The organism is Rhodococcus sp. JS3073 (assembly GCF_026810085.1).
Lineage (GTDB): Bacteria > Actinomycetota > Actinomycetes > Mycobacteriales > Mycobacteriaceae > Rhodococcus_F > Rhodococcus_F wratislaviensis.
In genome coordinates, this window is sequence record NZ_CP113951.1 from 108659 (window position 1) to 134794 (window position 26136).

A 26136-nucleotide genomic window follows, 5' to 3' on the forward strand; every position below is an offset into this window, starting at 1 on the left:
GCTGGGGCCTCCCACATCTTGTGGCTCTACCGGCCAGGACCCGTTTCCTGTCGGCAACCCACGTTCACATGTGGAGTGGGCCCCAGCCCATACCCTCATACTGTCTAGCCCAGCGCGGCCGCCATCGCCTCGCGCGGCGCCGGGCGACCGGTAAACTGCTCCACCTGCCCGAACGCCTGGTGCAGGAGCATCGAGAGACCGCCGACGACGGTTCCCCCGGCCGCCTCGACCGCCACGGCCAGCGGGGTCGGCCACGGGTCGTAGATCGCGTCGAGCACGAACGGCGCCCGCCCGAGAATGTTCGCGTACTCGGTGATCGCGGCGGACGGAACGGTGCTGACCAGCGCGGACGCCGCCGCGCACCGGGCACCCAGTTCGGGGCTGTCGAAGTCGAGTAACCGGACGTCGAGCCCCACCGATTCCGCGCACCCCAGTGCACCTGCCGCGCGACCCGCGTCGCGTGCCACCACGGTCACGGATTTCACGCCCATGTCGGCGAGCGCCACGAGCGCGGGTCTGGCCGTTCCCCCGGCGCCGACGACGACCGCCTCGGCGCCCGCGATGGTTCCGACACCACCCGCGGTGAGCGCCCCGCTGACGCCGTCGACGTCGGTGCAGTCGGCACGCCAGCCACCCTCGATGCGGACGAGGGTGTTCGCCGAGCCGATCGCCACCGCCCGTGCGGTGCGCTCGGACGCGAAGTCGAGTGCGGCGATCTTGCCCGGCATCGTGACGGACAGACCGACCCATTCCGGGCCGAGCCCGGACACCAGGCCGGGCAGTCGCTCCCCGTCGCACTCGATCCGTTCGTACGTCCACTCGGTGAGACCGAGCGCCCGGTACGCCGCGAGGTGCAGTTGCGGCGAGCGCGAATGCGCGATCGGGCTGCCCAGTACCGCAGCTTTGCGTGCGGTCACCAACTCATCGTCCACTGTTGAGAATCCCGTTGTTCAGAGCCTGGTCGATGTTGGCCAGGTGTTCGTCGTAGCTTTTCGTGAACAGCGTCGTGCCCTTCGAATCGACCGTCACGAAGTAGATCCAGTCGCCCGGCGCCGGTTGTTCGACGGCCTGCAAGGCCCCGATGCTCGGCGAGGAGATCGGCGTCGCAGGCAGACCGGGGCTGGCGTACGTGTTCCAGGGTGTCACCTGTGCCCGGTCGGCGTCGGTGGTGGCCAGTTCGGTGGTGTCGAGCGCGTAGTTGACCGTCGAGTCGAACTGCAGCGCCTGGTTGACGGCGAGCCGGTTGAGGATGACGCGAGCGACCTTCGAGAAGTCGTCCGGCATCGCCTCCCGTTCGACGAGCGACGCCGCGATCAGCATCTTGTACGGCGTGAGGCCGACCTGGTTGCCCGCGGTGAGGATTCCGGTCTTCTCGTAGCTCGCGGAACTCTCGGTGACCAGTCGCTGGAGTATGGCAGCGGGACCGGCGGTCGGATCGAAATCCCAGCTGCCCGCGGCGATCAGTCCCTCGAGCTGGCGGTCCCGGTCCGGAACTCCGGCGACCGAATCCTTCGCCCAGTCGGGCACCCCGAGCGTGGACAGGTCGCCCGCGCCGGCGGCGTTGAGGTCGTCGTAACCGATGCACTGCTCGGCGCCGGCATCACCCATGCAGCTGGCCTCGGAGATCAAGGTGTAGATCCCCTTCTTCTTGGCCCCGGTCTGCACATCGGTGGTGTCGTGGAGCTGCCTGCCCTCGGAGATGATCATCTGCCCGACGCGGGAAGTGGGATCGGTCAGCTCCTGCACGGCGTCATCCGCCGGGATCTGGGTCGAGAGGCTGTAGAAGCCGGGTTGCACCGAGTTCATCGCGTTGCTCTGGACTGCGGCGTTGAAGAACGCCGAGCCGCTGGCGACGACGTCCCGCTCCGCCAGAGTGGAGGCGATCTCCTCCGCGGTGTCGCCCGGATGGACCTGCACGACCACCTCGGGACCACCGGGGCCCGCGTAGTCCGCGGGGGCGTCCGGCCCGCCGAAGAACATCTTGCCGCCGACGAACACGATGCCGACCAGCACCAGCAGGACCGTCGCGGCCGCGAGGGCGCCGAACACCTTTCCTCGGCGTGCGCGGCCCTTGGCCTGTTTGCGGCGGCGGGCCTGCGTGCGGGCGTGGGCGCGCGTCGGCGGGATTTCCTCGGGGATCGCCGAGATTATCTGCGTCTCGGCCTCCGCGAACGCGGCGTCGGGCTCGTGAGGCGGTGTGTCGTAGCGGTCGTCGGGATGAGCATGGGCCTCGTACGGTTCGTCGACACGTACGGGCTCGTCGACATACGCGTGGCCGTCGTATCTGTGGTCGTCGGCTGCTCTGTGGTCGTCGGCTGCCGGTTCCCGGTAGGCGCGGGCATCGCCGTACGAACGGGGACCGTATCCGTCCTCGTAGACGGGCTCGGGGTCGAACGGCTGCTCGTACACCGGGTCCTCGTACACCGGCCGCTCGAACACCGGCTCCGCGTAGTCGGCGTGGCGTTCGTCGACCTCACGGTCGTCGTACACCACCGCGTGCCTGCCCGTGGTGACGACATCGTCGTCCTCGGGGGGCGGCGCGTAGTCGACCTGGTCGTCGTCCTCGTCGAGGTACCGGTGCCGTCGGGGTTCGCGGGGGACGTACTGGAATTCGGGTCGCTCACCTGCGGGTCGCCGATGATTGCTCACTGGCCCCCCTCCGGTAGCTGCACGTCCCCACCTGAATCCCCTGCATTCACCGACCTGCTCCGCTCGTCCAACCATCCCTGCAAGATCGCCACCGCCGCAGCCTGGTCGATCACAGGACGCTGGCCCCTCGCACTGACACCGCTCTCGCGAAGCGCCCGCGCGGCAGTGACGGTCGTCAGACGTTCGTCCGCCATCCGCACCGGTATCGGGTCGACCTTCCTTCGCAATCGCTTCGCGAACACAGTAGCGATCGAGGCGGCCTTCCCCCGTTCACCCCGCAAGGTCTGCGGCAGACCGACGATAACCTCCACGGCCTCGTATTCCTCGACAATGTCGGCAATGCGCCCGATATCCGGCGCGTCGGGTCCGCGTTCCTTGGACCGGGGCACCGTCTCCACGGGGGTGGCGAGGATCCCGTCGGGGTCGCTCGACGCGACGCCGATCCGGACGCTGCCCACATCGATGCCGATGCGCCGACCACGCCCAGGGTCGTCGACTCCCGGTCGATCCAGACCCTGTTCCGCGTGATCCACCGCTACCGGCTCCCCACCTTGTCCGCCACTTGTCCCCGGACAGCGTCGAGGGCGGCCGCGATTCCGCTGGAGTCCGAACCGGAACCCTGTGCCATGTCGGCCTTTCCGCCTCCGCGGCCGCCGATCTTGGGACCGAATCCCTTCACGAGGTCGCCTGCCGCCAGGCCGAGGTCCTGCGCCGCCTTGTTCACGGCCACCACGAACGGAACCTTGCCGTCGACGTCGCCGAGCAGCACGACCACGGCGGGCTGCGTGCCGAAGCGGCCGCGGATGTCCGTGACGAGCCCACGCAGGTCATTGCCGCCGACACCGGCCGGGGCGGAGTCCGCGACCAGCAGCACCGGCCCGACCCGCTGCGCCTTGTCGACGAACGTGCCCGCCGCGGCGAGGACCGCCTGGGCGCGGGTCTGCTCGAGTTCCTTCTCCGCCACCCGAAGTCGCTCCACCAGCGCCTCGACGCGGGCAGGCACTTCTTCCGAGGGCACCTTCAGCGACGACGACAGACCCGCGAGGAGCGCGCGTTCCTTCGCCAGGTAGCGGTACGAATCGAGCCCGACGTACGCCTCGACGCGGCGCACACCGGAACCGACGGACTGCTCACCGAGCAGTGTGACGTTGCCGATCTGTGAGGAGCTGCCCACGTGAGTTCCACCACACAGCTCCATCGAGAACGGTCCGCCGATTTCGACGACCCGCACCTCGTCGCCGTAGTTCTCGCCGAACAGCGCCATCGCGCCCATCGACTTCGCCTTGTCGAGGTCGGTGACGAACGTGTTCACCGAGTAGTCGGCGGCCACCGCCTCGTTCGTGACGACCTCGATGTCCTGTTTCTGCGCCTCCGTCAGCGCACCCTGCCAGGAGAAGTCGAAACGCAGGTAGCCCGGCTTGTTCAGCGAGCCGGCCTGAACCGCGTTGGGGCCGAGCACCTGTCGCAGCGCGGCGTGCACCATGTGCGTGCCGGAGTGCCCCTGGGTGGCACCCTTGCGCCACGCGGCGTCGACCTGCGCGAGCACGACGTCACCCTCGGTGATCTGCCCCTCCTGCACGGTCACCTTGTGGACCCACAGCTTCTTGGCGATCTTCTGGACGTCGTTGACCTTCACCCGCAGTCCTGGGCCGGTGAGGGTACCGAGGTCGGCGATCTGGCCACCCGCCTCCGCGTACAGGGGGCTGCGGTCGAGGATGACCTCGACGTCCTGGCCCACCGTCGCGACGGGGACCCGCTGCCCCTGCGAGATCAGCGCGAGAACGTGTGCCTCGGAAACCAACTCGTGGAACCCGGTGAACTCGGTGGGTCCGCGGTCGAGGAGTTCCTTGTAGACGGTCAGGTCGGCGTGCGCGTGCTTACGGGCCTGGGCGTCGTCCTTCGCGCGCTGCCGCTGTTCCGCCATCAGCGTGCGGAAACCCTCCTCGTCGACGGTCAGGCCCGCCTCGGCCGCCATCTCCAGGGTCAGGTCGATCGGGAAGCCGTACGTGTCGTGGAGCGCGAACGCCTGGTCGCCGCCGATCGTCGACTTGCCGGACGCCTTCACCGACTCGGCGGCCCCTTCGAACAGCTTCGAGCCGGACGTGAGGGTCTTGAGGAACGCGGTCTCCTCCCCCACCGCGACCGTCTCGATGCGGCCGAAGTCGGTGTCGAGGACGGGGTACGACGGCGCCATCGTGTCGCGGACGACGGTGATGAACTCGCGCATGCTGGGCTTGTCGGCACCGAGCAGCTTCGCGGACCGGACGATGCGCCGCAGCAGGCGGCGCAGGACGTAGCCGCGGCCGTCGTTACCGGGGTTCACGCCGTCGGCGATGAGCATCGCGGCGGTGCGCGCGTGGTCGGCGATCACCCGGAAGCGCACGTCGTCGTCGTGGTCGGCGCCGTACTTGCGCCCCGACAGTTCCTCGGCCTTCGCGATGACCGGGCGCACGAGGTCGGTCTCGTACACGTTGTCGACGCCCTGGAGCAGGAACGCGACACGTTCGACGCCCATGCCGGTGTCGATGTTCTTCTTCGGCAGCGGTCCGAGGATCTCGAAGTTGTCCTTGCTGATGCCGAGGCCGCGCTCGTTCTGCATGAACACGAGATTCCAGATCTCGATGTAGCGGTCCTCGTCGGCCTCCGGGCCGCCTTCCTTGCCGTACTCGGGACCGCGGTCGTAGTAGATCTCCGAGCACGGGCCGCAGGGTCCGGGGATGCCCATGGACCAGTAGTTGTCGGCCATGCCGCGGCGCTGGATGCGCGATTCGGGAACGCCGACCTCGTTGCGCCAGATGTCGCGGGCCTCGTCGTCGTCGAGGTAGACCGTCACCCAGATGCGCTCGGGATCGAAGCCGTAACCCCCGTCGTCGACGCTCGCAGTCAGCAGCGACCACGCATGCTTGATCGCGTCGCGCTTGAAGTAGTCACCGAACGAGAAGTTGCCGGCCATCTGGAAGAACGTGTTGTGCCGTGTGGTGATGCCCACATTCTCGATGTCGAGAGTGCGCACGCACTTCTGGACACTGGTTGCCCTCGGGTACGGCGGCGTCTGCTGGCCGAGGAAGAACGGCACGAACTGCACCATCCCGGCGTTGACGAACAGCAGGTTCGGATCGTCGAGAATCAGCGAGGCGCTGGGTACCTCGGTGTGGCCTGCCTTGACGAAATGGTCGAGGAAGCGCCGGCGAATCTCGTGGGTCTGCACGTCAGTGATCCTTATTGTCTGTCTCGAGGGCAACGATGGGTCGAACTACAGGGTCGAACCGGGGGTCCAGCCGCTGGGGTGCGGTCGCCGGGCAGCCGGGCACGCCCGGCGGTTCGGCAACATTCAGCTTAACCGGCCACCCTGACGGTTCGTGCCGCGGACGATGGCGCGCAATTTGTCCACGCGCCCCGCGATGTCCCGCTCACCGCCGTGAGTGGTGGGCTGGTAGTAGTCGACACCGACCAGCTCGTCCGGCGGATACTGCTGCGCCAGTACCCCGTCGGGATGATCGTGGGGATAGCGGTAGCCGACGGCGTTGCCGAGCTTCGCCGCCCCCGCGTAGTGGCCGTCGCGCAGATGCGGCGGGACGAGCCCGGCGTGTCCGGCCGCGACGTCCGCCATCGCAGCGCCGAGCGCGGCGATGACGGCCCCCGACTTGGGAGCCGTCGCGAGGTGGATCGTGGCCTGGGCGAGGGCGAGGCGGGCCTCGGGCATACCGATCAGCTGCACCGCCTGCGCGGCGGCGGTCGCGGTCTGCAGCGCAGTGGGGTCGGCCATCCCGATGTCCTCGCTGGCGTGGACCACCAGCCGCCTCGCGATGAAGCGGGGGTCCTCGCCCGCCGTCAGCATCCGCGCCAGGTAGTGCAGGGCGGCGTCGACGTCGGAACCGCGGATCGATTTGATGAAGGCGCTGATCACGTCGTAGTGCTGGTCGCCGTCGCGGTCGTAGCGGACGGCCGCTTTGTCGACGCTCGCCTCCACCGTCGCGAGGTCCAGCAGCACCGGACGGTCCGCGTCACCGGCCTGGTCGAGCGCCGCGCCCGCCGCCGCCTCGAGCGCGGTGAGCGCCCGCCGGGCGTCGCCGGCGGCGAGGCGCACCAGATGGTCCATCGCGTCACCCGCGATCTCGATCTCCCCGCCGAGACCCCGCTCGTCGGTGCGCGCCCGCTCCAGGAGGTTCTCGATGTCGTCCGCCGTCAGCGACTGCAGTTGCAGGACGAGTGAGCGGGACAGCAGCGGGGAGACCACGGAGAACGAGGGGTTCTCGGTGGTGGCCGCCACGAGCAGCACTATCCGGTTCTCCACCGCCGCCAGCAGGGCGTCCTGCTGGGTCTTGGAAAAGCGGTGCACCTCGTCGATGAACAGCACCGTCTGCTCGCCCGCGAGGAGCCGCCGGCGTGCCAGTTCGATGACGCCGCGCACTTCCTTCACCCCGGCGGACAGCGCGGACAGTGCCTCGAAGCGGCGGCCGGTGGCCCCCGAGATCAGCGACGCGAGCGTGGTCTTGCCGGTGCCGGGCGGACCGTACAGGAGGACGGACGCGGCCCCCGACCCCTCCACGAGGCGCCGCAGCGGCGCACCGGGGCCCAGAAGATGCTGCTGCCCGACCACCTCACCGAGCGTGCGGGGACGCATGCGCACGGCCAGCGGTGCGTGGTGGTCGACCGACACGGGACCGGGAACCGATCGCGGGATCGCCGCCTCGTCGAGCTGCGCCGTCTCGAACAGGCCTGCCGACTCGTCCTCACCGACATCCGAACCGAAAAGATCGCTCACAAGTTCGACGCTACTGGAACCGCACCGTCCGACCCAGTCCGGCCGGACCGCGGGTCAGCCGACGGACAGTCCCCGGATCTTGTCGGCGATGACGCGGGCGTGGTGGGCGACCACCGTGTTCCCGGCGTGATCGGCCGAGCGGGCCAGCTTGTCCCAGCGCTGGGTGAGCGCCTCGGACCGCGGCACGGACAGGTGATGCTCGCGGACGGCGGCGATGCGCGTGTGGTTCTCCGGCAGGAACAGGTAGGTACTGAGCCACACCCAGATCAGCTGAGCCTCGACCATGCGGGCAGCGAGCACGTTGTCGTCGGCGAGCGCGGGCCACATCCCCACGACCTCCGCGCGCCAGGCCTCGATCATCGCCTGTGTCCGGTCCTCGGACAGTTCGATGCTGCACAGGCAGCCGGGGAACGAGACCAGCGCGTACGCGATGTCGAGCATGGCGTCGCGGAAGCCGCCCCACTCGTAGTCGAGGAACCGCACACCCTCGTCGTTGACGATGATGTTGTCGGGGCACAGGTCGGAGGGGCTGAACGCCCGGAACCGGCCGCTCTCGAACAGCTTCGCGGCACGGGCCACCTGATCGGTCAGGTCCGGCGAGACGTCGACGCGGAGGATGTCGGACAGCAGGCGGGGCACGGCGGGAACGGCCCGCTCCACCTGCTCGGCGACGGTGTCGTCGCAGTGCGCGACCTCGGCGCGGCGCAGCAGCGCGGTGAAGTCCTCCTCGCGGCCCACGGTGGCCGCGTGCATGCGGCCGAGCGCCTGGGCCATGGCCATCAGGGTGTTGGTGACGGTGTCGGAGTCGGAGTGTTCGAGCAGGGCGCTGATCGGGGTGGCGTCCCCCAGGTCGCTGAGCACGAGGAGCCGGGCGTCGAGGTCGGATGCGAGCAGTTCGGCTCCGGGGCGGCTGTCCGTCGCCAGCGCCGTGGCGAACTGGTACGAGACGGCCTCCCGGAGGAAGGCGCTGCGGCTGTCGCCGGCGAGATCGTCAGGATCGACGGCCCGCGCGCCGGATACCCCGGACTCCTCACGGACCTGCTTGATCACCAACGTCCGCGGGAGGGAGAACGGATTCTCCGCCACGCGCACACGGAGCACGATGGTGCGGCCACTACCGCCGAGATCCACGGGATCCACCAGTGTCACGGGTGCCCCTGTGCGACGGGTGAGCAGCTTCTCGGCTGCGGCAACTACCTCTGAAACGGGGTCTGCCAGTATTGCAGTCATCGCCGACCAACCTACCTGCTAGTGACACGGATCATCGAGTCCTCCACCGGAAGCCCCGATGAATTTCAGCATTTCGGCTGATCCGGCGCGAGCACTTCGATCGGCGCCACGTCAACCGACACCGCAATGGTGCTGTTTCGTGCCTCTGTGTATATGACACCCCGCAGCGGCGGCACGTCAGCGTAGTCCCGGCCCCACGCGACCACGGTGTACCGCTCGTCGACGAGCTGGTCGTTGGTGGGGTCGAGGGCGAGCCACCGGTCCCCCGGCATCCACACGGCCGCCCAGGCGTGCGTCGCGTCGACGCCGATCATCCGTTCCTTGCCGGGTGGCGGCTGCGTCGCCAGATAGCCGGACACGTACCGGGCCGCGAGTCCACGCGACCGCAGGCAGGCGATGGCGAGCCGGGCGAAGTCCTGGCACACGCCCGACCGCTTCTCCAGTACCTCCGCGACACGGGTGGAGATCGACGTCGACCCCGACTTGTACTGGAAGTCGCGGTGGATGCGGGTGGTGAGATCGACCACCGCGTCGACGAGGGGCCGTTCCGGCGGGAAACTCGGCGCCGCGTACTCGCGGACCGCGTCGCTGATCTCGGGGGGTGCGAGGTCCAGCACGAACTCCTGCGCCATCGCCCCCTCGGTGCCCACGGGGCGGGACAACTCCCACGGCGCGTTCGCCGGTGCGACGACGAGCCTGGTCTTGTCGGGCCCGTAGACCTCGATCTCGGATTCGGCCGCGACGACCAGTTCCTCGTGCGGCGCGCTCACCTGGAAGTAGAGGTCCCGGTTGCCGTACACGTCGGACCCGGTGGAACGGTCCGCGGGCAACGGCGAGATGTCGACGACGGAACTCACACACCGCTGTTCGTCGGTGTCGCGTGGCAGGAGGTAACCCCGGCCGTACGACGAGGAGACCGGCCCCGAGTACGTGTACGTGGTGCGGTGGGTGATCTTGTATCGGCGCAGCACCGGCCGTTCCGCGGCCTCGTCCGCGCGGGGCGACACGTCGGTCATGCGGGGACCCCGCCCTGCGAGGCGCTCCACGTGGTCCCGCTGCCCCAGAGCGGCTGGGTGCCGCCCGGCAGGGACAGCTGACCTTTCAGCATCACGTCGGACAGTTCGCTCAGCAGTGCGCGCATCGTGACCGTCAACTCACCCAGCTCCTTCCGGGACCCGTTCCGGTCGACCGATTCGAGTCGAACGGGGTCGACGCGGCGCACGGTATTGACCATGTCCTCGACGAGCCGCTCCGCGCGCGACGCACCCGAGGCGTCCGGCAGTGCGGCCAGATTCGCACGGAGCGCCTCGAGCTGGAACGCCAGCGACCGCGGGTTCTTCACGTCGAACAGCAGCAATTCGGCCACGGCCGCCGGGCGGATGTTGCGATTGCGGCGGCGGTAGACGACCGAACTCTCGGTGGCGACGAGAAGCGATTCGATCACCGCCCGCTCGGTCGCCGGATCCCTCTTCCGTCGCAGCGTGGACTCGACCAGCGCAATCAGGGTGGATGCCCGCTCGATCCGCTTCCCGATGTCCATGACGTGCCAGCCGGTGTCGCGGACCAGCGACTCCGCGGCGACTCCCGACAGGGCGAGCATCCCGCCGAGGACCGCGGACTGCGCCTCGAACAGCACGGACCCGTCGTCGACCGTGTCGGCGGCGACCTGTCCCAGCGCGCGTTCGACGGAGCTGAGGACGGCCCAGATGTCGTTCGACAGTTGCCCGCGCACGGCCCGCGCGGCCTGCTCGACGCCGCGGACCGCGTGCGCGAGCGACCCGTCCCGGTCGGGGTCCACGGTCAGCGAACGGAACTCCGAGCGCACCCGCAGCCGGTCGGCGACCGGATCCGAACCGGACTCGGCGCTGCGATCGGGCCCCTCCGGGCGGTTCCCGGCGTCGGCGACCTGCAGGACCGTGTCGAGCAGGATCGGGAGGCTTCCGCCGCCCGCGAGCCACGGTCGCAGGCGGTAGTCGCGGTACTTCTCGCCGACGGCGATCATCAGTCGTGCCGCGCCCTCGGCGCGCTCGGCGAACCGGCCCATCCAGAACAGTTCGGTCAGTGCGCGGGGCGACGTCATCAGGTCGGACGTCGTCGCCGCATACGTGGGCAGGGCGTCCCCGTCCCGGTCGACGGTGTCCCCCGGATCGGTGGACGCGGTGCGCTGGGCCAGCCGGATCCAGACGTCCTTCGCGCCGGCGTGGCGCCGGTCCCCCCGCTCGGCCCCGGGAACGAGGGACGTGCCGAGTCCACCGGCCATCGGGGTGAATCCCACCTGCTGCGCGACACCGAACAGCCGCACCCCGACCGGTGCGAGGACGACCTCCCCGGATCCGTCGGCCGCGGGCGCATACGAGGGGTCCGGAACGATCTGCCCGACCCACCGCTCGGGTTCGGCCCGCACCCGGTCCAGCAGGGCGTCCCGGTCGGCGTCACCGAGCTCGGCGGGCACGATGGGCGGACCCCCGGCCACGGCGCGCAGCACCATCGACGGGGCGTTCGCGAGGATGTGGGACAGCTCCGACCGGTCGCCTCCCCAGAAACTCGGAACCGACGGCAGCAGTAGGTCCTCGTCGAGGAGGCGACGGCACAGTTCCGGGAGCAGCCGGGTGAGGGCTGGGTTCTCGAGGATTCCGCTGCCGAGGGGGTTGACGACGGTCACCGCTCCCCGTCGCAGCACCTCGACGAGCCCGACCACACCGGACCGGGAGTCGGGGCGCAGGTCGAGGGGGTCGGCGAGGTCGGCGTCCATCCGCCGGACGATCACGTCGACGCGTTCCAGGTTGCCGAGGGAGCGCATCCACACGTGGCCGTCGCGGACCACCAGGTCGGCGCTCTCCACGAGTGGGAAGCCGAGGACTGTCGCGAGATATGCCTGATCGAATGCCGCCTCGGACCGGGTTCGGGGGCTGAGGACGACGACCAGGGGGTCCTCGGTGCCCGCGGGGGCGGCGTCGATCGCCGCGAGCCGCATCGACTGGGCGAACGAGGACAGCGGGCGCGGGCCCACGGTCTCGTAGATGCCGGGCATCGCCCGGGCGATGACGCGGCGGTCCGCCATCGCGTACCCGGCGCCCGCCGGGGACTGCGTGTGGTCGCGCAGCGCGTGGAACGTGCCGTCCGCTCCGCGACCGACGTCGAGTCCGTGCAGGAACAGTTGATGGCGGCCCGGCACCGTGATGCCGTGCGCCGCACGGACGTACCCCGGGTGCCCGAACACCGTGCGGGCCGGAACGGCGCCGCTCCGGACGAGCGCCATCGGTCCGTACAGATCGGCGAGCACCGCGTCGAGGAGGCGGGAGCGCTGCACGAAGCCCGCGGCGAGCTGCTCCCACTCCTCGGCCGCGACGATCAGCGGGACCGCGTCGATCTCCCACCGCGGCGGTGCGGTCGGGGCGTCCGATCCGTCGAGGGGGTTGTAGGTGATTCCGTGGTTGTCGACGAGAAGCCGGATGCGGGACTGCAGGCGGCGGACGGAGTCCGGCCCGGCTGCCGTGAAGTCCTGGGCCAACTCCGCCCACGGTTCCCGGATGTCGCCGCCGTCGCCGAAGAGTTCGTCGTAGCCCGTGCCGTCGTGCGGCGAGACACTCATCAGGGTCTCCGCCTCTGGGCCAGGGAGCGCTCTTTCCGCGCCTGTTCGAGAAGCCGGCGCGGATCGCCGCCGCTGCGCAATCGCAGCGCCAGCACCAGAACGCCGGCGACCACGATGCCCACCATGTTGACACCGAGTTGCAGCGCCGCGAGCGCCGCGACGCGCCACTCGCCCACGGTGACCGCGACGACGGCGAAACCCGCTGCGGGAACGGTGGTGACCGAGATGAAGACACCGACGAGTGCCGCCGACTTCGCGGACACGAGCGCGAGCATGCCTGCCGCACCGGCGAGGAGCGCGACGATCAGTGAGAGTGGTCCGACCCGGTAGATGAAATCGACCTGGTCGAGGGACTCGATGCTCTCGAACTCCATCCAGCCGACCCGCTCCATCAGCAGCGTCGCGACCAGCGTCGCCGCCATCGCGAACGGGAACCCGAAGAGCAGGGCGATCAGCGACCGGCGGGCCAGGCTGAGCTTGCGCCGCATCAGTGCGACGGCGAGCGCGGCGAGCGGACCGAACTCCGGCCCCACCACCATGGCCCCGACGACGGTGATCGGCGAGTCGGTCACCACACCCACCGCGGCCAGCAGGCAGGCGATGGTGAGGAATGCGAGGAAGGTGCCGTTGAGCGTCGACTCCTCGCGCGTCCGGCTGACCAGTTCCTCCCACACGACGCTGTCCGCCGGATCACCGGGGGCCGCCCTCTCCGCGTCGTGTGCGGACTTCGACAGCACCGTCTCGACGGGCTCCACCGTGATCGCGCCGGTGCGATCGATTCCCAGGGCCTCGAGCGCATCGATCACGTCGTTCGCGGACTCGCGGGCCACGTCGGTCTGGATCGCGTCACCGGCGGGGTCGATCGCAGCGTCGCGCAGGACCACCACGTGGGTGGCGCCGGGTTCGGCGGCGAGCACACCGAGGACGTCCTCGGTGCGCTCGGCCGGACAGATCACTCGCAGGTGCAACATCGTGTCCCCCGGCTGTTCCGCGTCGTCCGGTCATTCGGGTCCTGCCGGCAGATCGCGCCGGTGGACCCGCCTACTTGTCTGCGGGTGCGGCGGGTTTGGCCGCCGCGGCGTCGCCCTTCGGCTCCGGCTTGGCGTCCACCCCGGACTCCTTGCGCTGCTGCGCGGTGATCGGAGCCGGAGCACTCGTCAGCGGATCGACGCCGCCACCCGACTTCGGGAACGCGATGACCTCACGGATCGAATCGACACCGGCCAGCAGGGCGGTGATGCGGTCCCAGCCGAACGCGATGCCGCCGTGCGGCGGGGCGCCGAACGCGAACGCGTCGAGCAGGAAGCCGAACTTCTCCTCGGCTTCCTCGTGGGAGATGCCCATCACCTTGAACACTCGCTCCTGAATGTCCTTGCGGTGGATACGGATACTGCCGCCACCGATCTCGTTGCCGTTGCAGACGATGTCGTAGGCGTACGCGAGCGCGGACCCCGGGTCGGTGTCGAACGTGTCGATCGACTCCGGCTTGGGCGAGGTGAACGCGTGGTGCACGGCCGTCCAGGCGCTGTAGCCGAGCGCGACGTCGCCGCTCGCGGTGGCGTCCGCCGTCGGCTCGAACAGCGGTGCGTCGACGACCCACACGAACGCCCAGGCGTCCGGGTCGATGAGGTTCTGCTTGCGGGCGATCTCGCCGCGCGCGGCACCGAGCAGCGCCCGGGACGACTTGGTGGCGCCGGCGGCGAAGAAGATGCAGTCGCCCGGCTTCGCACCGACGTGCGCGGCGAGGCCCTCGCGTTCGGCGTCGGTGAGGTTCTTGGCCACCGGTCCCCCGAGCGTGCCGTCCTCGCCGACGAGCACGTACGCCAGGCCCTTCGCCCCGCGCTGCTTCGCCCATTCCTGCCAGGCGTCGAGTTGCTTACGCGGCTGGCTCGCACCGCCGGGCATCACCACCGCGCCGACGTATTCCTGCTGGAACACGCGGAACGTGGTGTCCTTGAAGAACTCGGCGCACTCGACCAGTTCGACACCGAAACGCAGGTCCGGCTTGTCGGAACCGTAGCGACGCATCGCCTCGGCGTACGTCATCCGCGCGATCGGTGTCTTGATCTCGTGCCCGACCAGCTTCCACAGCGACGACAGCACCTCCTCGGCGAGGAGGATGACGTCGTCCTGGTTGACGAAGCTCATCTCGATGTCGAGCTGAGTGAACTCGGGCTGGCGGTCCGCGCGGAAGTCCTCGTCGCGGTAGCAGCGCGCGATCTGGTAGTAGCGTTCGATGCCACCGACCATGAGCAGCTGCTTGAACAGCTGCGGGCTCTGCGGCAACGCGTAGAAGCTGCCCGGCTGCAGTCGCGCGGGAACCAGGAAGTCGCGGGCGCCCTCCGGCGTCGACCGCGTCAACGTGGGCGTCTCGACCTCGACGAACTCGTGGTGCGCGAGCACGGCGCGTGCCGCGGCGTTGACCTTGGACCGCAGGCGGATGGCGTGACCGGGACCCTCACGGCGCAGGTCGAGATAGCGGTACTTCAGGCGCGCTTCCTCACCGGCCTGGTCGTCCAGCTGGAACGGCAGCGGCGCGCTCTCGTTGAGGACCTCGAGCTCGGTGACGTTGACCTCGATGGCTCCGGTGGGGATCTCGAAGTTCTGGTTGCCCTCGGGACGCACCTCGACCACACCGGTCACCTTGACGCAGTACTCCGCGCGCAGACGGTGTGCCTGCTCGGCGGCGGCGCCTTCCCGGAACACCACCTGGGACACACCCGACGCGTCACGTAGATCGATGAAGATCACCCCGCCGTGATCACGACGCCTGGCAACCCAACCGGTGAGGGTTACGGTCTGCTGGGCCTGCTCGGCTCGCAATGAACCGGCGAGATGTGTGCGCAGCACGGGATTCCTTTCGAAACATGGGGCAAGCTACTTCGTTGGCTGAGATCCTACGGAGACACCGTGCGTGAGCGGAAACGCATACCCGCTTCGCGTGCGAGGCTCGATCGGCACGCACCGGAAAACTGACGAGAAAGCGACGACGACATGACCTTCAACGAGGGCGCCCGAATGGACTCCGGCCGGGTGTCGGTCGGTGGCGGGGGCGGCGGTGGCCTCGGCGGCAAGTTCGCGATGGGCGGCGGCGCCGGCGGTCTGATCGTGCTGGTTCTCGCACTGCTCCTCGGTGGCGATCCCGGCTCGCTGCTCGGCGGCCTCAGCGGCACCACTGATTCCGCCGGCCAGAATTCCGGCGCGGGCCTCGCCGGATGCGAGACCGGCGCGGACGCCAACCGCGACGTGAACTGCCGGGTGGTGTTCACCGCAGGCAGTCTCGACTCCGTGTGGCAGCAGGAACTCGGGAAACAGACCGGCACCGCGTACGTGCCGCCGGAGGTCGTGCTGTTCTCCGGTTCCGTCAATACCGGCTGCGGCAACGCCACCAGTGAAGTCGGACCGTTCTACTGCCCGGCGGACTCGACGGCGTATTTCGACACCAGCTTCTTCCAGCTCCTCGTCGACCGCTTCGGGTCCAGCGGCGGACCGCTGGCGCAGGAGTACGTCGTGGCGCACGAGTTCGGCCACCACATCCAGAACCAGCTCGGCGACATCGGGCGGGCACAGGCCGACCCGCGGGGCGCCGACTCGGCTGCGGTGCGAACCGAGTTGCAGGCCGACTGCTACGCGGGCGTGTGGGCCCACTACGCCGACACTCTCCCCGGACCCGACGGCGGACCGCCGTTCCTGAACACGCTCACCGACACCGATATCGACGACGCTCTCTCCGCCGCCTCGTCGGTCGGTGACGACCGGATCCAGCAGTCCGCGGGCGCCCGGGTGAATCCGGAGGGCTGGACGCACGGCTCCTCGGAGCAGCGCCAGAAGTGGTTCGCGACCGGTTACCGGACGGGCCAGGTCCAGGCCTGCGACACCTATTCCGCACGCGATCTCAACAACCCGCCCGCGCTGCGCTGACCACTCGATCTCCGACAATAAATATTGTCTTGACAGAAATTGCTGTCGGTGCGACAGTTGAGGCATGTTGGACGTAGCAGTGATCGACCAAGCGGCCGCCGCGGAGATCTCTCTGGACCCGGTCCGGGCGCGGTTGCTCGCGGCGCTCGCCGAACCCGGTTCGGCGAGTTCCATCGCCGCGGCGGTCGGACTGACGCGGCAGAAGGCCAACTACCACCTACGCGCACTCGAGGAGCACGGCCTCGTCGAACTCGTCGAGGAACGCAAGAAGGGCAACGTCACCGAGCGGGTGTTCCAGGCCACCGCGGCGTCCTACGTCATCTCCCCCGCCGCGTTCGCCGCCCTCGCACCCGATCCCGACCGGTCACCGGACCAACTGTCGGCCCGCTGGCTGGTCGCACTGGCGGCGCGACTGGTGCGTGAGGTCGGCGAGTTGATCGCCGGCGCCACCGCGGCGCGTCAGCCGCTGGCCACCTACGCGATCGACAGCGAGGTCCGGTTCGCGTCCGCGGCCGACCGGTCCGCCTTCGCCGACGAACTCGGCGAGTCGGTGAAGCATCTGGTGGCCCGATACCACGACGAGAACGCCCCGAACGGGCGCAGGCACCGCCTCGTCGTCGCACTGCACCCCAGCCTGAAAACACCGTCCGAGCAAGCGAAGTCACCCGACAACCGTCACGAGGAGAGCTAGCCATGTCCGAGAACTTCGAGATTCGCCGCGAGGTCGTCCTGAACGCCACCCCGGAAGACGTGTTCGCCGCCGTCACCAGCGGCACCGGCGGGTGGATGTTTCCCTCCGAACTCGATCCCGGCGTCGGCAGCGAGGGACCCGACGACCCGACCGTCGTCGCGTGGGAGCCGCCGCGGAAGTTCGCCGTGCGCCAGGAAGGCCCCGACGGCTGGTTCAACGCCCTCGAATACCTCATCGAGGCCCGCGACGGCGGCACCGCGGCGCTGCGCTACGTCCACAGCGGCATCTTCACGGACGATTGGGACGCGCAGTACGACGGCGCCGACAAACACACCACGTTCTACCTCCACAGCCTCGGCCAGTACGTCCAGTACTTCGCCGGCCGCGCAGCCACCTACATCACAACCGGCGGTCCGGAGGCCTCCACCGGTCCCGGCGCAATGGCCGCGCTCCGCGGCGCGCTCGGCCTGACCGACACCTCCGCGACCGACGACACGGTGTCCGTTGACGTCCCAGGTTTCGGCACGGTCGACGGCGTCGTCGACTACCTGACGCCGCACTTCATCGGCATCCGGACCGACGATGCGCTGTACCGGTTCTACGGCCGCAACGCGTTCGGCGGTACGGTCGACGCGGCGCACCACCTGTTCGCTGTCGGCGTCGACCAGGAGAAGTCGCAGGACGCGTGGAAGTCCTGGCTGGACAACGTCTTCGCCTGAACCCGTCGTACCCCCGTTCAGGACGCCGTGAACTCGCCCCCGCCCGGAATGTTCGGGGTGCTCGTGGTGATCTCGACGCTGACCCTTCCGGCCCCCGGATCGAAGTACACGGCTGTCGGCGCGCCCGGACCGTCCCATCCGCTCAACGCCCACTGCTTCGTTCCGGAGGCGCCGGTGTCGAGGTTGCGCCAATGCAGGGTTCCGTCGACCAGGCAGACCCGGGAGGGGCCCGCGAAGTACGTCGTCAACAGCACGTAGTTCGGCCCGTACGGCGCCGGGTAATCGGACGACGCCCGGGCGTCGATCCGCCCTCCGCACACGCTGATGTCGCCGGGGTTCAGCCCGTGCCCGATCGTGTAGGTGGGGGTCAGCGTCGCCGTCTCCGCTCCGGCGGCCGCCGGTGCACCGAACAGTGCGGCGGCGGCGAGCGAACCCGCCACCGCCGAACGGACAACCAGATTTCCCACAGGCATGGCGCTCCTCGGTCGTGTGCGTCGGGTGAACCCCTCTCCCCGTGAATGGATATCCGTTCTGTCCGCGGCGTCGTGACCCCACGGCGTCTCATGCATGGTCTGGGCATAGAAGATCTGGGGTGATTGTCCATCCGGCTGTGGTGAGCCATCGTTGAACCGGCTTGGCCAGATCGCCGTCCTCGGCGAGTTCGGCGAAGTAGTCGGCGTGGATGGGCCCGTCGCCGCAGACACTGCAGCCGAGGTCGAACGCTGGTTGCCCGGGTTCGCAGTGGCGGCATTGCTGTCGACCGATCAGCGTTCCGCGGTGATCGGGATCGGGGTGGAGCCAGATCACCGCGAGGTCAGCGCGTTGGTGTGCTGCCTCGGCGCGAGTAGTGGGCTCGTGTCCGCAGGTCGGGCACGTGCGAGAAGTGGGTACAGGTGCACGTGGATCGGCGACCAGGATCTCCTGCGTGACCGGCGCGATGTCCACGCGCTTGTGCAGAAGCCCATAGACCGTGGTGCGCGGCACTTTCAGCATGTCGGCGATCTGCGCGAGGTGTGTTCACCTGCGTCGTACAGGCGTTGAGCGAGTGCCTTTTACTCAGCAGAATGTGCAGTTCAGAGCTGCGTCCGATAGGGATCGCTTCTCGACATCAAACTCGCCGACGCGTGTGCGCGTGTATCGTGCTGCCGGCCGCCCGAGGACCGGGCCGGGGATCTGGCCCGCATGTTCACGGCCCTCGGCGAGGTGTGCCCGGTGGGGGGTGTCGACGAGCGCGATCCTGGGATGCGCTGCCGGTGACCGAGGGCCGATGTGGGCTACCTCTTGCGTGCAGTGACGAGCAGGTACTCGGCCTCGTAGAGTGTCCGGCCAGGCGCATCGGCCCGATTCCATGCGGTGAGAAACTGCAGGAAATCCCGCTCGAGGTTCGCGATCCGATCCGGGTCCGCGGCAATGTGGCGGTACACGGTGATCGTCGGGCCATAGTTGCGTTTCCAGAACTCCCGGAACTCCGTCGGGTCTGCGAAGCGGTCGATCACGAGCGACTGGCGGTGCGCGTCGAGCGCAGTCACCCTGTCGCCGAACAGGTCGCGGACGTGTTGCTCGTCGCCCCACAACGGCGGCGGGGTCGCACCGCGCGGCGGGGGCGGTGCGTAGGGTCCCATGGTCTTGAACAGGTTGCCGATCAGGCCCTGCGGTGTCCAGTTGATCATCGCGATGGTGCCGCCGGGCCGGCAGACTCGCAGCATCTCGTCGGCGGTCTGCCGATGGTGCGGCGCGAACATTGCCCCGACGACCGAGATGACGGCGTCGAAGCTGTCGTCGTCGAACGCCAACGCCTCCGCGTCGGCTTCGACCCAGTCCAGTTCGACGCCGCGCTGGGCGGCGATCGCTCGCCCGGCGACGAACAGTTCCGGCGTCAGGTCCGACGCGACGACGGTGGCGCCGCGCGCGGCAGCCGGGATCGCGGCGTTGCCGCTGCCGGCGGCCACGTCGAGCACCCGCTGGCCGGCGCGGATGTCGGCTGCCTCCACGAGTACCTCGCCGAGGGCCGGGATCAGCTCGGCGGCGACGGTCGGGTAGTCGCCGGAGGCCCACAACGCTCGGTGTTTGGCCTTGAGCGCGCGGTCGGTGTCTCTATCGGTGGGAATGGTGGTCATGTCGTGTCCTCGTCCTCGATGCCAGGTGCCGGGATGTCGGCACATCAATAGACGACGGCCGGTTCGGAAGGACGCACGCGAGCTGATTTCGGCGGAATGCGTTCAGCCGAGTGTGAGCTGGGCGCGGTGGAAGTCGAAGTGCTTGCCCGGGTACCGGTAGACCTGCTCGAGGGTCATGGTCTCGGTGAAGAACGGGTCCCACCGCACCGGAAAGGCCATGCTGCGCCGCAGGTTTGCTTCTGATTCGTCGGCCAGGGAGCGTTGCAGCGTGGCGATGACGCGGTCGCACTTCCGGCCCATCCGGCGGTGGTCGAAGACGGTGGCCGCCGCGCACGAGCCGAGGTAGTTTGATCTGGTGGAACGCCGGTGTCGTGGCGTCCAGGACGCGGGCGAATCCTCGGCCGGCGCGGTCAGGTAGCCGGGAGAACGCCCGGACCAGCACCAGTAGGCGGCGAACCACCATGTAGCCGAACACCATGTGGAACAGCAGTTGCTCGTTCGTCCATCGGGTACCGGACGAGCGTCGATCGAGCTTGTCGCCGCTCGCGCCGTCGACGAGCTCGTGCAGGAGGACCCTGGCGCGCTCGAGATCCGCGGCGATCGCTGCTCGATCCACCGGTCGTGGAGGTTCGGTCATGGCTGGTCCGCGGCGGCTGAGCGGCGTTCGAGGAAGACGGTGTCGCGCCAGATGCCGTCGAGTCGCGCGATGCGTTCGCGGACGCCGATGGTGCGGAATCCGGCGGAGTGATGCAGGGCGATGCTGGCCCGGTTCTCCGGAAAGATCGAGGTCTGCAAGGTCCATATCCCGGCTTCGTCGGCGGCGATGACCTGGGTGCGCAGCAGGGCCTTGCCGACGCCGCGCCCGCGCATCCCGACGGCGACGTAGACGGAGTTCTCGGCTACGCCTCGATAGCAGTCCCGCCCGGAGGTCGGACCCAGTGCGGCCCAGCCGACCACGACGCCGTCGATCTCGGCGACCCACCGATGCCCGGGCAGCCATTGGGCGTCCAGGGTTTCCCGGGTAGGGACCTCGGTGGTGAAGGTGGCGGTGCGAGTGGCGATGCCCTCACCGTAGATGCGGCGGACGTCGTCCCAGTCCTGTTCCGTCATGGGGCGCACGGTCACGTCGTCGGGGAGGTCGTCCGGGCAGCACGGCCGCGGGGTCAGCACGCCCATGACCGCGTCGGCGGCGTGCGGGAGTCCGGTGCAGCAGGAGGGGTTGACCGTGACGACGGTGCTGGTGCGGTCCTTGTGGACGGAGACGAACCCGACGTCGGCAAGCTTGCGCACGTGGTGCGAAATGGTGGGCTGACCGATGCCCAGGGCCTCGGCCAGCTCACCCACGGTGATCCCAGCCGGGCGGGAGGCGACCTGATGCAGCAACCGCACCCGGGTGGGATCGGCCAGGCAGGCGAACCAGCCGGCGTAGGTGACCGCGTCCTCCGGCGCCAACGCATCCACCTGCGCGGTGCCGGGGGTGCGGACGGCCGGCATGTCCAGGGAAGTCATGCCCTTCACTATATCGACATCCATCGATGGTTGCATTAATCGACGCTCATCGATACTCTCCGACGTTAGAGGATCGATGAACGTCGATGAAAGGATTATCCAGATGAACACCTTGCCCGTAGTCGTCGTAGGCGCCGGCCCGATCGGCCTCGCAGCCGCGGCACAATTGCGTGAGCGCGGCCTGACCCCGCTGGTCTTCGAACGCGGCCCGGTGGCCGGTGCGGCGATCTCCGAGTGGAACCACGTGCGGCTGTTCTCCCGTTGGGGTGAGCTGATCGACCCCGCCGCCCGCCGCCTGCTCGACGCCACCGGCTGGGTGGCCCCGGACGACGAGGCGTACCCGACCGGCCAGGACTGGACCCGCGACTACCTTTCGCCGCTGGCCGCCGCCCTCGGCGACATCGTGCAGCTGGGCACCGAGGTGGTCGGCGTGGCCCGCCGCGGCCGGGACCGGGTCGTCGACGCCGACCGCGACACCGAACCGCTCTCGGTGCACCTGCGCCGCGCCGACGGCACCGCGGACCGCATCCTCGCGCAGGCCGTCATCGACGCCTCCGGCACCTGGACCACCCCCAACCCCCTCGGCGGCGAAGGCCTGCCCGCACTCGGCGAGAAGTCCGCGGCCGACCGGATCGAGTACCGGGTGCCGAACATCGACGACCCCGAGGTGCGGGCCCGGTACGCGGGCAAGCACATCGTGATCGCCGGCAGCGGGCACTCGGCGCTGACCGCCATCGTCGCGTTGGCCGATCTGGAGAAGCAGGCGCCGGGTACCCGGATCAGCTGGGTGCTGCGCCGCGGCGACGCCGGCTCCACCTTCGGCGGCGGCGAGGACGATCAGCTGCCCGCCCGCGGCGCCCTCGGATTGCGCGCCAAGGCGGCGGTCGACGACGGGCTGTTGCAGGTGGTTCCCGGATTCCGCACCGCAGCCATCGAGTCCCACGGTGAGCGGGTGGTGTTGGTGTCCGACACCGGAGCCCGGATCGAGGACGTCGATCGGGTGGTGGTGCTTACCGGGTTCCGGCCCGATTTGTCCTGGCTCTCGGAGATTCGCCTGGGCCTGGATCCGGTGCTGCAGGCGCCGGTGGAGTTGGCGCCGCTGATCGATCCGAACGTGCATTCCTGCGGCACCGTCTACCCACACGGGGTCGCCGAACTGTCGCATCCGGAGCCGAATGTGTTCCTGGTCGGGATGAAAAGCTACGGCCGCGCCCCGACATTCCTGGCGATGACCGGGTACGAGCAGGTCCGCAGCATCGCCGCCGCCCTGGCGGGCGACCACGACGCCGCCGCCCGGGTGGAGCTCACCCTGCCGGAGACCGGAGTCTGCGGCGGAGCCGGGGTCTTCGACGACCCCGACACCCCCGCGGCAGCGGAAGAGTCCGTGGGGTGCTGCGTCGCCCCGGACCCGCAGCTGATCACCCTGTCCGCCCGCGCGGGCGGATAACCGATGGCCCCGACCACGACCCTGCCGCAGAACACCCCGACGCTCGCCGAGGGTGGTCTGCGACGGGTCCTTGCGGTGCTCTGCCTGACCGAGATCACCAGCTGGGGCATCCTCTACTACGCGTTTCCGGTGCTGTCGGTGTCCATTTCGGCCGACACCGGGTGGTCCCTGCCGGTGATCGTGGCGGCGTTCTCCCTGTCCCAGCTCGCCGCCGCGCTGACCGGGATCCCGGTCGGACGGATCATCGACCGGTTCGGGCCGCGGGCGGTGATGACCGCCGGATCCGTCCTCGCCGTCCCCGCGCTGCTGGTTGTCGCGGCCGCCCCGAACCTGCCGACCTTCTACGCCGGGTGGCTCGCTGCCGGGATCGCGATGGGCGCGGTGCTGTATCCGCCCGCGTTCGCGGCGCTGACCCGCTGGTACGGCGACGGCTACGTCAAGGCGCTGATGATCCTCACCCTCGCCGCCGGGTTGGCCAGCACCGTCTTCGCCCCGCTCACCGCGGCGTTGGTCGACCGGTACGACTGGCGGACCACCTATCTCGTCCTCGCCGCCATCCTGGCCGTCATCACCGTGCCCGGGCACCTGCTCGGCCTGCGCGGGCGGTGGCCGCACCCACCCACCCCAGTGGGGGACCATCCGGTCGATCACCGGGATGCCTCTCGCAGCCGCGCGTTCCTCGCCCTCGTCATCGCACTGAGTCTCGGGGCGTTCGCCGCGTTCGCCGGGGTGTTCAACCTGGTGCCACTGCTGATCGAGCAGGGCTTCTCCCCGTCCCTCGCGGCCCTGACGTTGGGGTTGGGTGGGGCCGGTCAGGTCCTCGGCCGCCTCGGCTACCTCCCGATCGCCGCCCGCACCACCGCCCGCACCCGGATCGTGGTGATCCTCGCCGCCACCGCCGCCAGCACCGCATTGCTGGGGATCGCCTCCACCACTGCCGCGTTGATCGGGGTGGCGATCGGGGCCGGGCTGATCCGCGGGATCTTCACCCTGATCCAGGCCACCGCGATCACCGACCGATGGGGCGCCACCCACTACGGGCGCCTCAATGGGCTCATGTCCGCCCCGGTGGTCATCGTCATGGCACTGGCCCCCTGGGCCGGAACCGCACTGTCGGCGCGGACCGGGAGCTACGCCCACGCCTACCTGATCCTCGCCGCCCTCGCCGTAGTCGCCTCCCTCATCGGCGCCGCCAGCATCCCCCGGCATCGGCGCCACGATGCCGCCACCACTACCTGACCCTCTCGACAACCCTGGAAGGGACAACTGAATTGAGCGACTACGACGTCCTCGTCGTCGGCGGCTGGCAGTCCGGCCTGGCCGCCGCCCATCACGCACTGCGCCGCGGCCTGAAACCGGCGATCCTCGAGGCCTGATTCGGCGGTGGGCGCGTCCAACGCGAAGTTGCTTCGTCTGAGGAAGCGGACTCTCATCCAGAACCGGGTGAGAGCACACCTTCTTTCGAGAGGAACCCTCCGATGACCACCCACCTGTTCTCTCCCCCCGGAACCGGCCTCGAGGCCGGCGGCCACGGCGGGGGTGTGAGATGACCGCCCCCGCCGTCCTCGTCGAGGATCTGCACGTCGCCTTCGGCAAGAACTGGGCCCTCGACGGTGTCGACTTGGAGGCTGCCGCGGGGACCACGCTCGGTGTGCTCGGCCACAACGGTGCCGGCAAGACCACCCTGATCCGCACGCTGACCACCCTGGTGCGTCCCACCATCGGCCGCGTGCAGATCGAGGACCTGGACGTCGTCGCCGACGCCACCGAGGTCCGCCGCCGGATCGGGGTGACCGGCCAATACGCCGGTCTCGACGAATTCCTCACCGCCCGAGAGAATCTGGAGCTGATCGGCCGCCTGACCGGGCCGCGGCGCACCGCCCGCGCGCGGGCCGACGCGCTGATCGACCGGCTCGGTCTGGACGAGTACGCGGCTCGGCGGGTAGGGGAACTCTCCGGGGGCTCGCGCCGCCGGATCGATCTGGCCGCCAGTCTCGTCGGATCCCCGTCGCTGCTGTTCCTGGACGAGCCGACCACGGGCCTGGACCCCCTCGCCCGCGCCGGGCTGTGGGACGTCGTGGACGAGCTCACCGACGCGGGCACCACGGTCGTGCTCACCACCCAGTACCTCGAGGAGGCGGACCGGCTCGCCGACCACATCGTGGTCCTCAGCCGGGGCCGGGTCGCTGCCCGCGGCACCCCCGCCGAGCTGAAACGGATCGTCGGCGGCAAGGTCGTCAGCGCGACGGTCCCCGCCCATCAGCTCGTCGCGCTGCCGTTCATCCCGGACGCCGACCGGGTCGACGACAACCGGGTTCGGGCGTCGGTCACCGTCGACGACGCCCCCGCCGCGATCGCGCTGGTCGCCGACCTGCACGACCGCGGCATCGAGGTCACCGACCTGGACGTAGCTTCCCCGAGCCTCGACGACGTCTTCACCCACCTCGCCCACACAGGAGCCCACAAATGACCACCACCAACGCGATCGGGCGGCCCTCTGCCTTGGACCAGCTCGCCGCGCTCACCGTCCGGAACCTGCGCACCAGCGCACGTGTTCCGCAGCTGTTGATGTTCTCGCTCACCATGCCGATGGCGATGCTGGTGCTGTTCAGTCAGGTGTTCCGCAGCGTCGCGGCCGGACCCGGCTTTCCGGCCGGGGTCAGTTACATCGTCTTCCTCACTCCGGCGATGCTCGCCGTCTCCACCGTGATGGCCGGCACCAACGCCGGAGTGTCCGCCGCGATCGATCACACCAACGGCCTCCATGACCGCTTCGCTGCCCTGCCGATGCGGGCGGCGTTGACGGGGGTGGCTCGCACCATCAACGAGGCCGTCTTCACCCTCGCCCGGGCTGCGTTGCTCGGGATCGCCGCCGTGGCTTTGGGTTTCGAGTTCCACGGCACCGCCGGTGATGCCGTCGCCGCGGTCATCGTGCTGGTGGTGCTGGCCGGGGCGATGAGCGCCCTGTTCGGGCTGATCGGGGACCGGCTCCGTCGGCCGGACGTGGTCCAGTTCGCCGGGATGATGGTGATGATGCCGCTGATGTTCATCTCGAGTGCGTTCGCGCCGATCGAGACCATGCCCGGCTGGATGCAGGCCATGGCGACGGTGAATCCGGTCGCGCACGCCACCGACGCCCTGCGCGGCCACGTCCTCGGCACCGCCACCGCCGGCGACACCGCCGCAGCCCTGGTTGCGGCGATCGGGTTGTGGGCGGTGGTGACCGCCGCGCCCGCCTTCACCCGCGTGGTTCGGTCCGCACGCACCCGCTGAACGACGACACCCCGCCCTGTCCTCCTCCCAAGGATGGGGCGGGTTCTTCGTGTCTGCTGTCCGTCCGGATCCGGGCACTCCTCTGGCCCCTACCCCGGTGGAGGGGGCAGAGGCTGAGAGAGTGCTGTGGTCAGCGGATGCGCCCGGTGCGGGCGTCGACGGCGCTCATGCGGCGGCGTCGAGCAGATGCAGTTCCTCCGCCACGATCAGATCGACCTCTTCG

General features: G+C 69.5%; 21 protein-coding genes and 1 pseudogene. 7 read left to right on the forward strand and 15 right to left on the reverse strand.

The genetic code is table 11. The features are described from left to right. Positions 1-104: 104 nt before the first annotated feature. The 10 genes from OYT95_RS00510 to aspS form a co-directional block, all read right to left on the reverse strand. Entirely contained in the window at positions 105-932 is an 828-nt protein-coding gene (locus OYT95_RS00510) for a shikimate dehydrogenase (RefSeq protein WP_112302397.1), read from the reverse strand. Then, on the reverse strand, positions 922-2649 hold the full coding sequence (locus OYT95_RS00515; RefSeq protein ID WP_268790593.1) for an endolytic transglycosylase MltG: 1728 nt from the start codon (positions 2647-2649) through the stop codon (positions 922-924). The genes OYT95_RS00510 and OYT95_RS00515 overlap by 11 nt, the downstream gene beginning before the upstream one ends. Further along, positions 2646-3182, reverse strand: a complete 537-nt coding sequence (gene ruvX / locus OYT95_RS00520; protein WP_268790594.1) for a Holliday junction resolvase RuvX — start codon at positions 3180-3182, stop codon at positions 2646-2648. Before ruvX ends, OYT95_RS00515 begins: the two co-directional genes overlap by 4 nt. Positions 3183-3184: 2 nt before the next feature. Next, complete coding sequence (gene alaS, locus OYT95_RS00525) at positions 3185-5857, reverse strand: alanine--tRNA ligase (RefSeq protein ID WP_268790595.1); 2673 nt, start codon at positions 5855-5857, stop codon at positions 3185-3187. Positions 5858-5980: 123 nt separating this feature from the next. Further along, positions 5981-7414: a replication-associated recombination protein A gene (locus OYT95_RS00530; RefSeq protein ID WP_268790596.1), complete on the reverse strand. Its 1434-nt coding sequence runs from the start codon at positions 7412-7414 to the stop codon at positions 5981-5983. 54 nt (positions 7415-7468) lie between these two features. Continuing rightward, the gene (locus OYT95_RS00535; protein ID WP_037237575.1) at positions 7469-8644 is read right to left on the reverse strand and encodes a phosphotransferase family protein; all 1176 of its coding nucleotides are present in this window, start codon (positions 8642-8644) and stop codon (positions 7469-7471) included. Between the two features lie 65 nt (positions 8645-8709). Further along, entirely contained in the window at positions 8710-9660 is a 951-nt protein-coding gene (locus OYT95_RS00540) for a transglutaminase family protein (protein WP_268790597.1), read from the reverse strand. Further along, positions 9657-12236: a circularly permuted type 2 ATP-grasp protein gene (locus OYT95_RS00545; protein WP_268790598.1), complete on the reverse strand. Its 2580-nt coding sequence runs from the start codon at positions 12234-12236 to the stop codon at positions 9657-9659. Before OYT95_RS00545 ends, OYT95_RS00540 begins: the two co-directional genes overlap by 4 nt. Further along, a complete protein-coding gene (locus tag OYT95_RS00550) occupies positions 12236-13207 on the reverse strand; it encodes a DUF389 domain-containing protein (RefSeq protein WP_268790599.1) in 972 nt (323 codons plus the stop codon). Before OYT95_RS00550 ends, OYT95_RS00545 begins: the two co-directional genes overlap by 1 nt. A 70-nt stretch (positions 13208-13277) precedes the next feature. Further along, positions 13278-15086 carry an aspartate--tRNA ligase gene (gene aspS, locus OYT95_RS00555; protein ID WP_037237587.1) on the reverse strand — a complete coding sequence of 603 codons (1809 nt, stop codon included), beginning with the start codon at positions 15084-15086 and terminating at the stop codon, positions 13278-13280. Between the two features lie 144 nt (positions 15087-15230). Here aspS and ypfJ point away from each other — a divergent pair, with 144 nt between their 5' ends. The 3 genes from ypfJ to OYT95_RS00570 all read left to right on the forward strand — a co-directional run bounded on the left by ypfJ (position 15231) and on the right by OYT95_RS00570 (position 17567). Further along, entirely contained in the window at positions 15231-16157 is a 927-nt protein-coding gene (gene ypfJ / locus OYT95_RS00560; protein ID WP_037237588.1) for a KPN_02809 family neutral zinc metallopeptidase, read from the forward strand. Between the two features lie 64 nt (positions 16158-16221). Then, a complete protein-coding gene (locus tag OYT95_RS00565; protein ID WP_037237591.1) occupies positions 16222-16848 on the forward strand; it encodes an ArsR/SmtB family transcription factor in 627 nt (208 codons plus the stop codon). Between the two features lie 2 nt (positions 16849-16850). Continuing rightward, the gene (locus OYT95_RS00570) at positions 16851-17567 is read left to right on the forward strand and encodes an SRPBCC family protein (RefSeq protein WP_268790600.1); all 717 of its coding nucleotides are present in this window, start codon (positions 16851-16853) and stop codon (positions 17565-17567) included. Positions 17568-17584: 17 nt separating this feature from the next. Here OYT95_RS00570 and OYT95_RS00575 read toward each other — a convergent pair whose 3' ends face one another. From OYT95_RS00575 to OYT95_RS00595, 5 genes and pseudogenes are all read right to left on the reverse strand, one after another. Then, positions 17585-18040: a hypothetical protein gene (locus OYT95_RS00575; protein WP_268790601.1), complete on the reverse strand. Its 456-nt coding sequence runs from the start codon at positions 18038-18040 to the stop codon at positions 17585-17587. Between the two features lie 88 nt (positions 18041-18128). Further along, positions 18129-18560 (reverse strand): Hin recombinase, encoded by a 432-nt coding sequence (locus tag OYT95_RS00580; RefSeq protein ID WP_112302390.1) that lies wholly within the window; start codon positions 18558-18560, stop codon positions 18129-18131. Positions 18561-18841: 281 nt separating this feature from the next. Continuing rightward, positions 18842-19684, reverse strand: a complete 843-nt coding sequence (locus OYT95_RS00585; protein ID WP_268790602.1) for a class I SAM-dependent methyltransferase — start codon at positions 19682-19684, stop codon at positions 18842-18844. A 102-nt stretch (positions 19685-19786) separates the two neighbouring features. Continuing rightward, positions 19787-20321, reverse strand: a pseudogene (locus OYT95_RS00590) (DinB family protein). Next, positions 20318-21193 (reverse strand): helix-turn-helix domain-containing GNAT family N-acetyltransferase, encoded by an 876-nt coding sequence (locus tag OYT95_RS00595; protein WP_037237687.1) that lies wholly within the window; start codon positions 21191-21193, stop codon positions 20318-20320. Before OYT95_RS00595 ends, OYT95_RS00590 begins: the two are co-directional and overlap by 4 nt. Before the next feature lie 103 nt (positions 21194-21296). On the opposite strand from OYT95_RS00595, the gene OYT95_RS00600 reads away from it, so the two are divergent. From OYT95_RS00600 to OYT95_RS00615, 4 genes are all read left to right on the forward strand, one after another. Beyond that, positions 21297-22640: an NAD(P)-binding domain-containing protein gene (locus tag OYT95_RS00600; RefSeq protein WP_268790603.1), complete on the forward strand. Its 1344-nt coding sequence runs from the start codon at positions 21297-21299 to the stop codon at positions 22638-22640. A gap of 3 nt (positions 22641-22643) precedes the next feature. Beyond that, entirely contained in the window at positions 22644-23879 is a 1236-nt protein-coding gene (locus tag OYT95_RS00605; RefSeq protein WP_268790604.1) for an MFS transporter, read from the forward strand. Between the two features lie 307 nt (positions 23880-24186). Next, on the forward strand, positions 24187-25110 hold the full coding sequence (locus tag OYT95_RS00610) for an ATP-binding cassette domain-containing protein (protein ID WP_268790605.1): 924 nt from the start codon (positions 24187-24189) through the stop codon (positions 25108-25110). Beyond that, complete coding sequence (locus OYT95_RS00615) at positions 25107-25913, forward strand: ABC transporter permease (protein ID WP_268790606.1); 807 nt, start codon at positions 25107-25109, stop codon at positions 25911-25913. The genes OYT95_RS00610 and OYT95_RS00615 overlap by 4 nt, the downstream gene beginning before the upstream one ends. Positions 25914-26136: the final 223 nt, after the last annotated feature.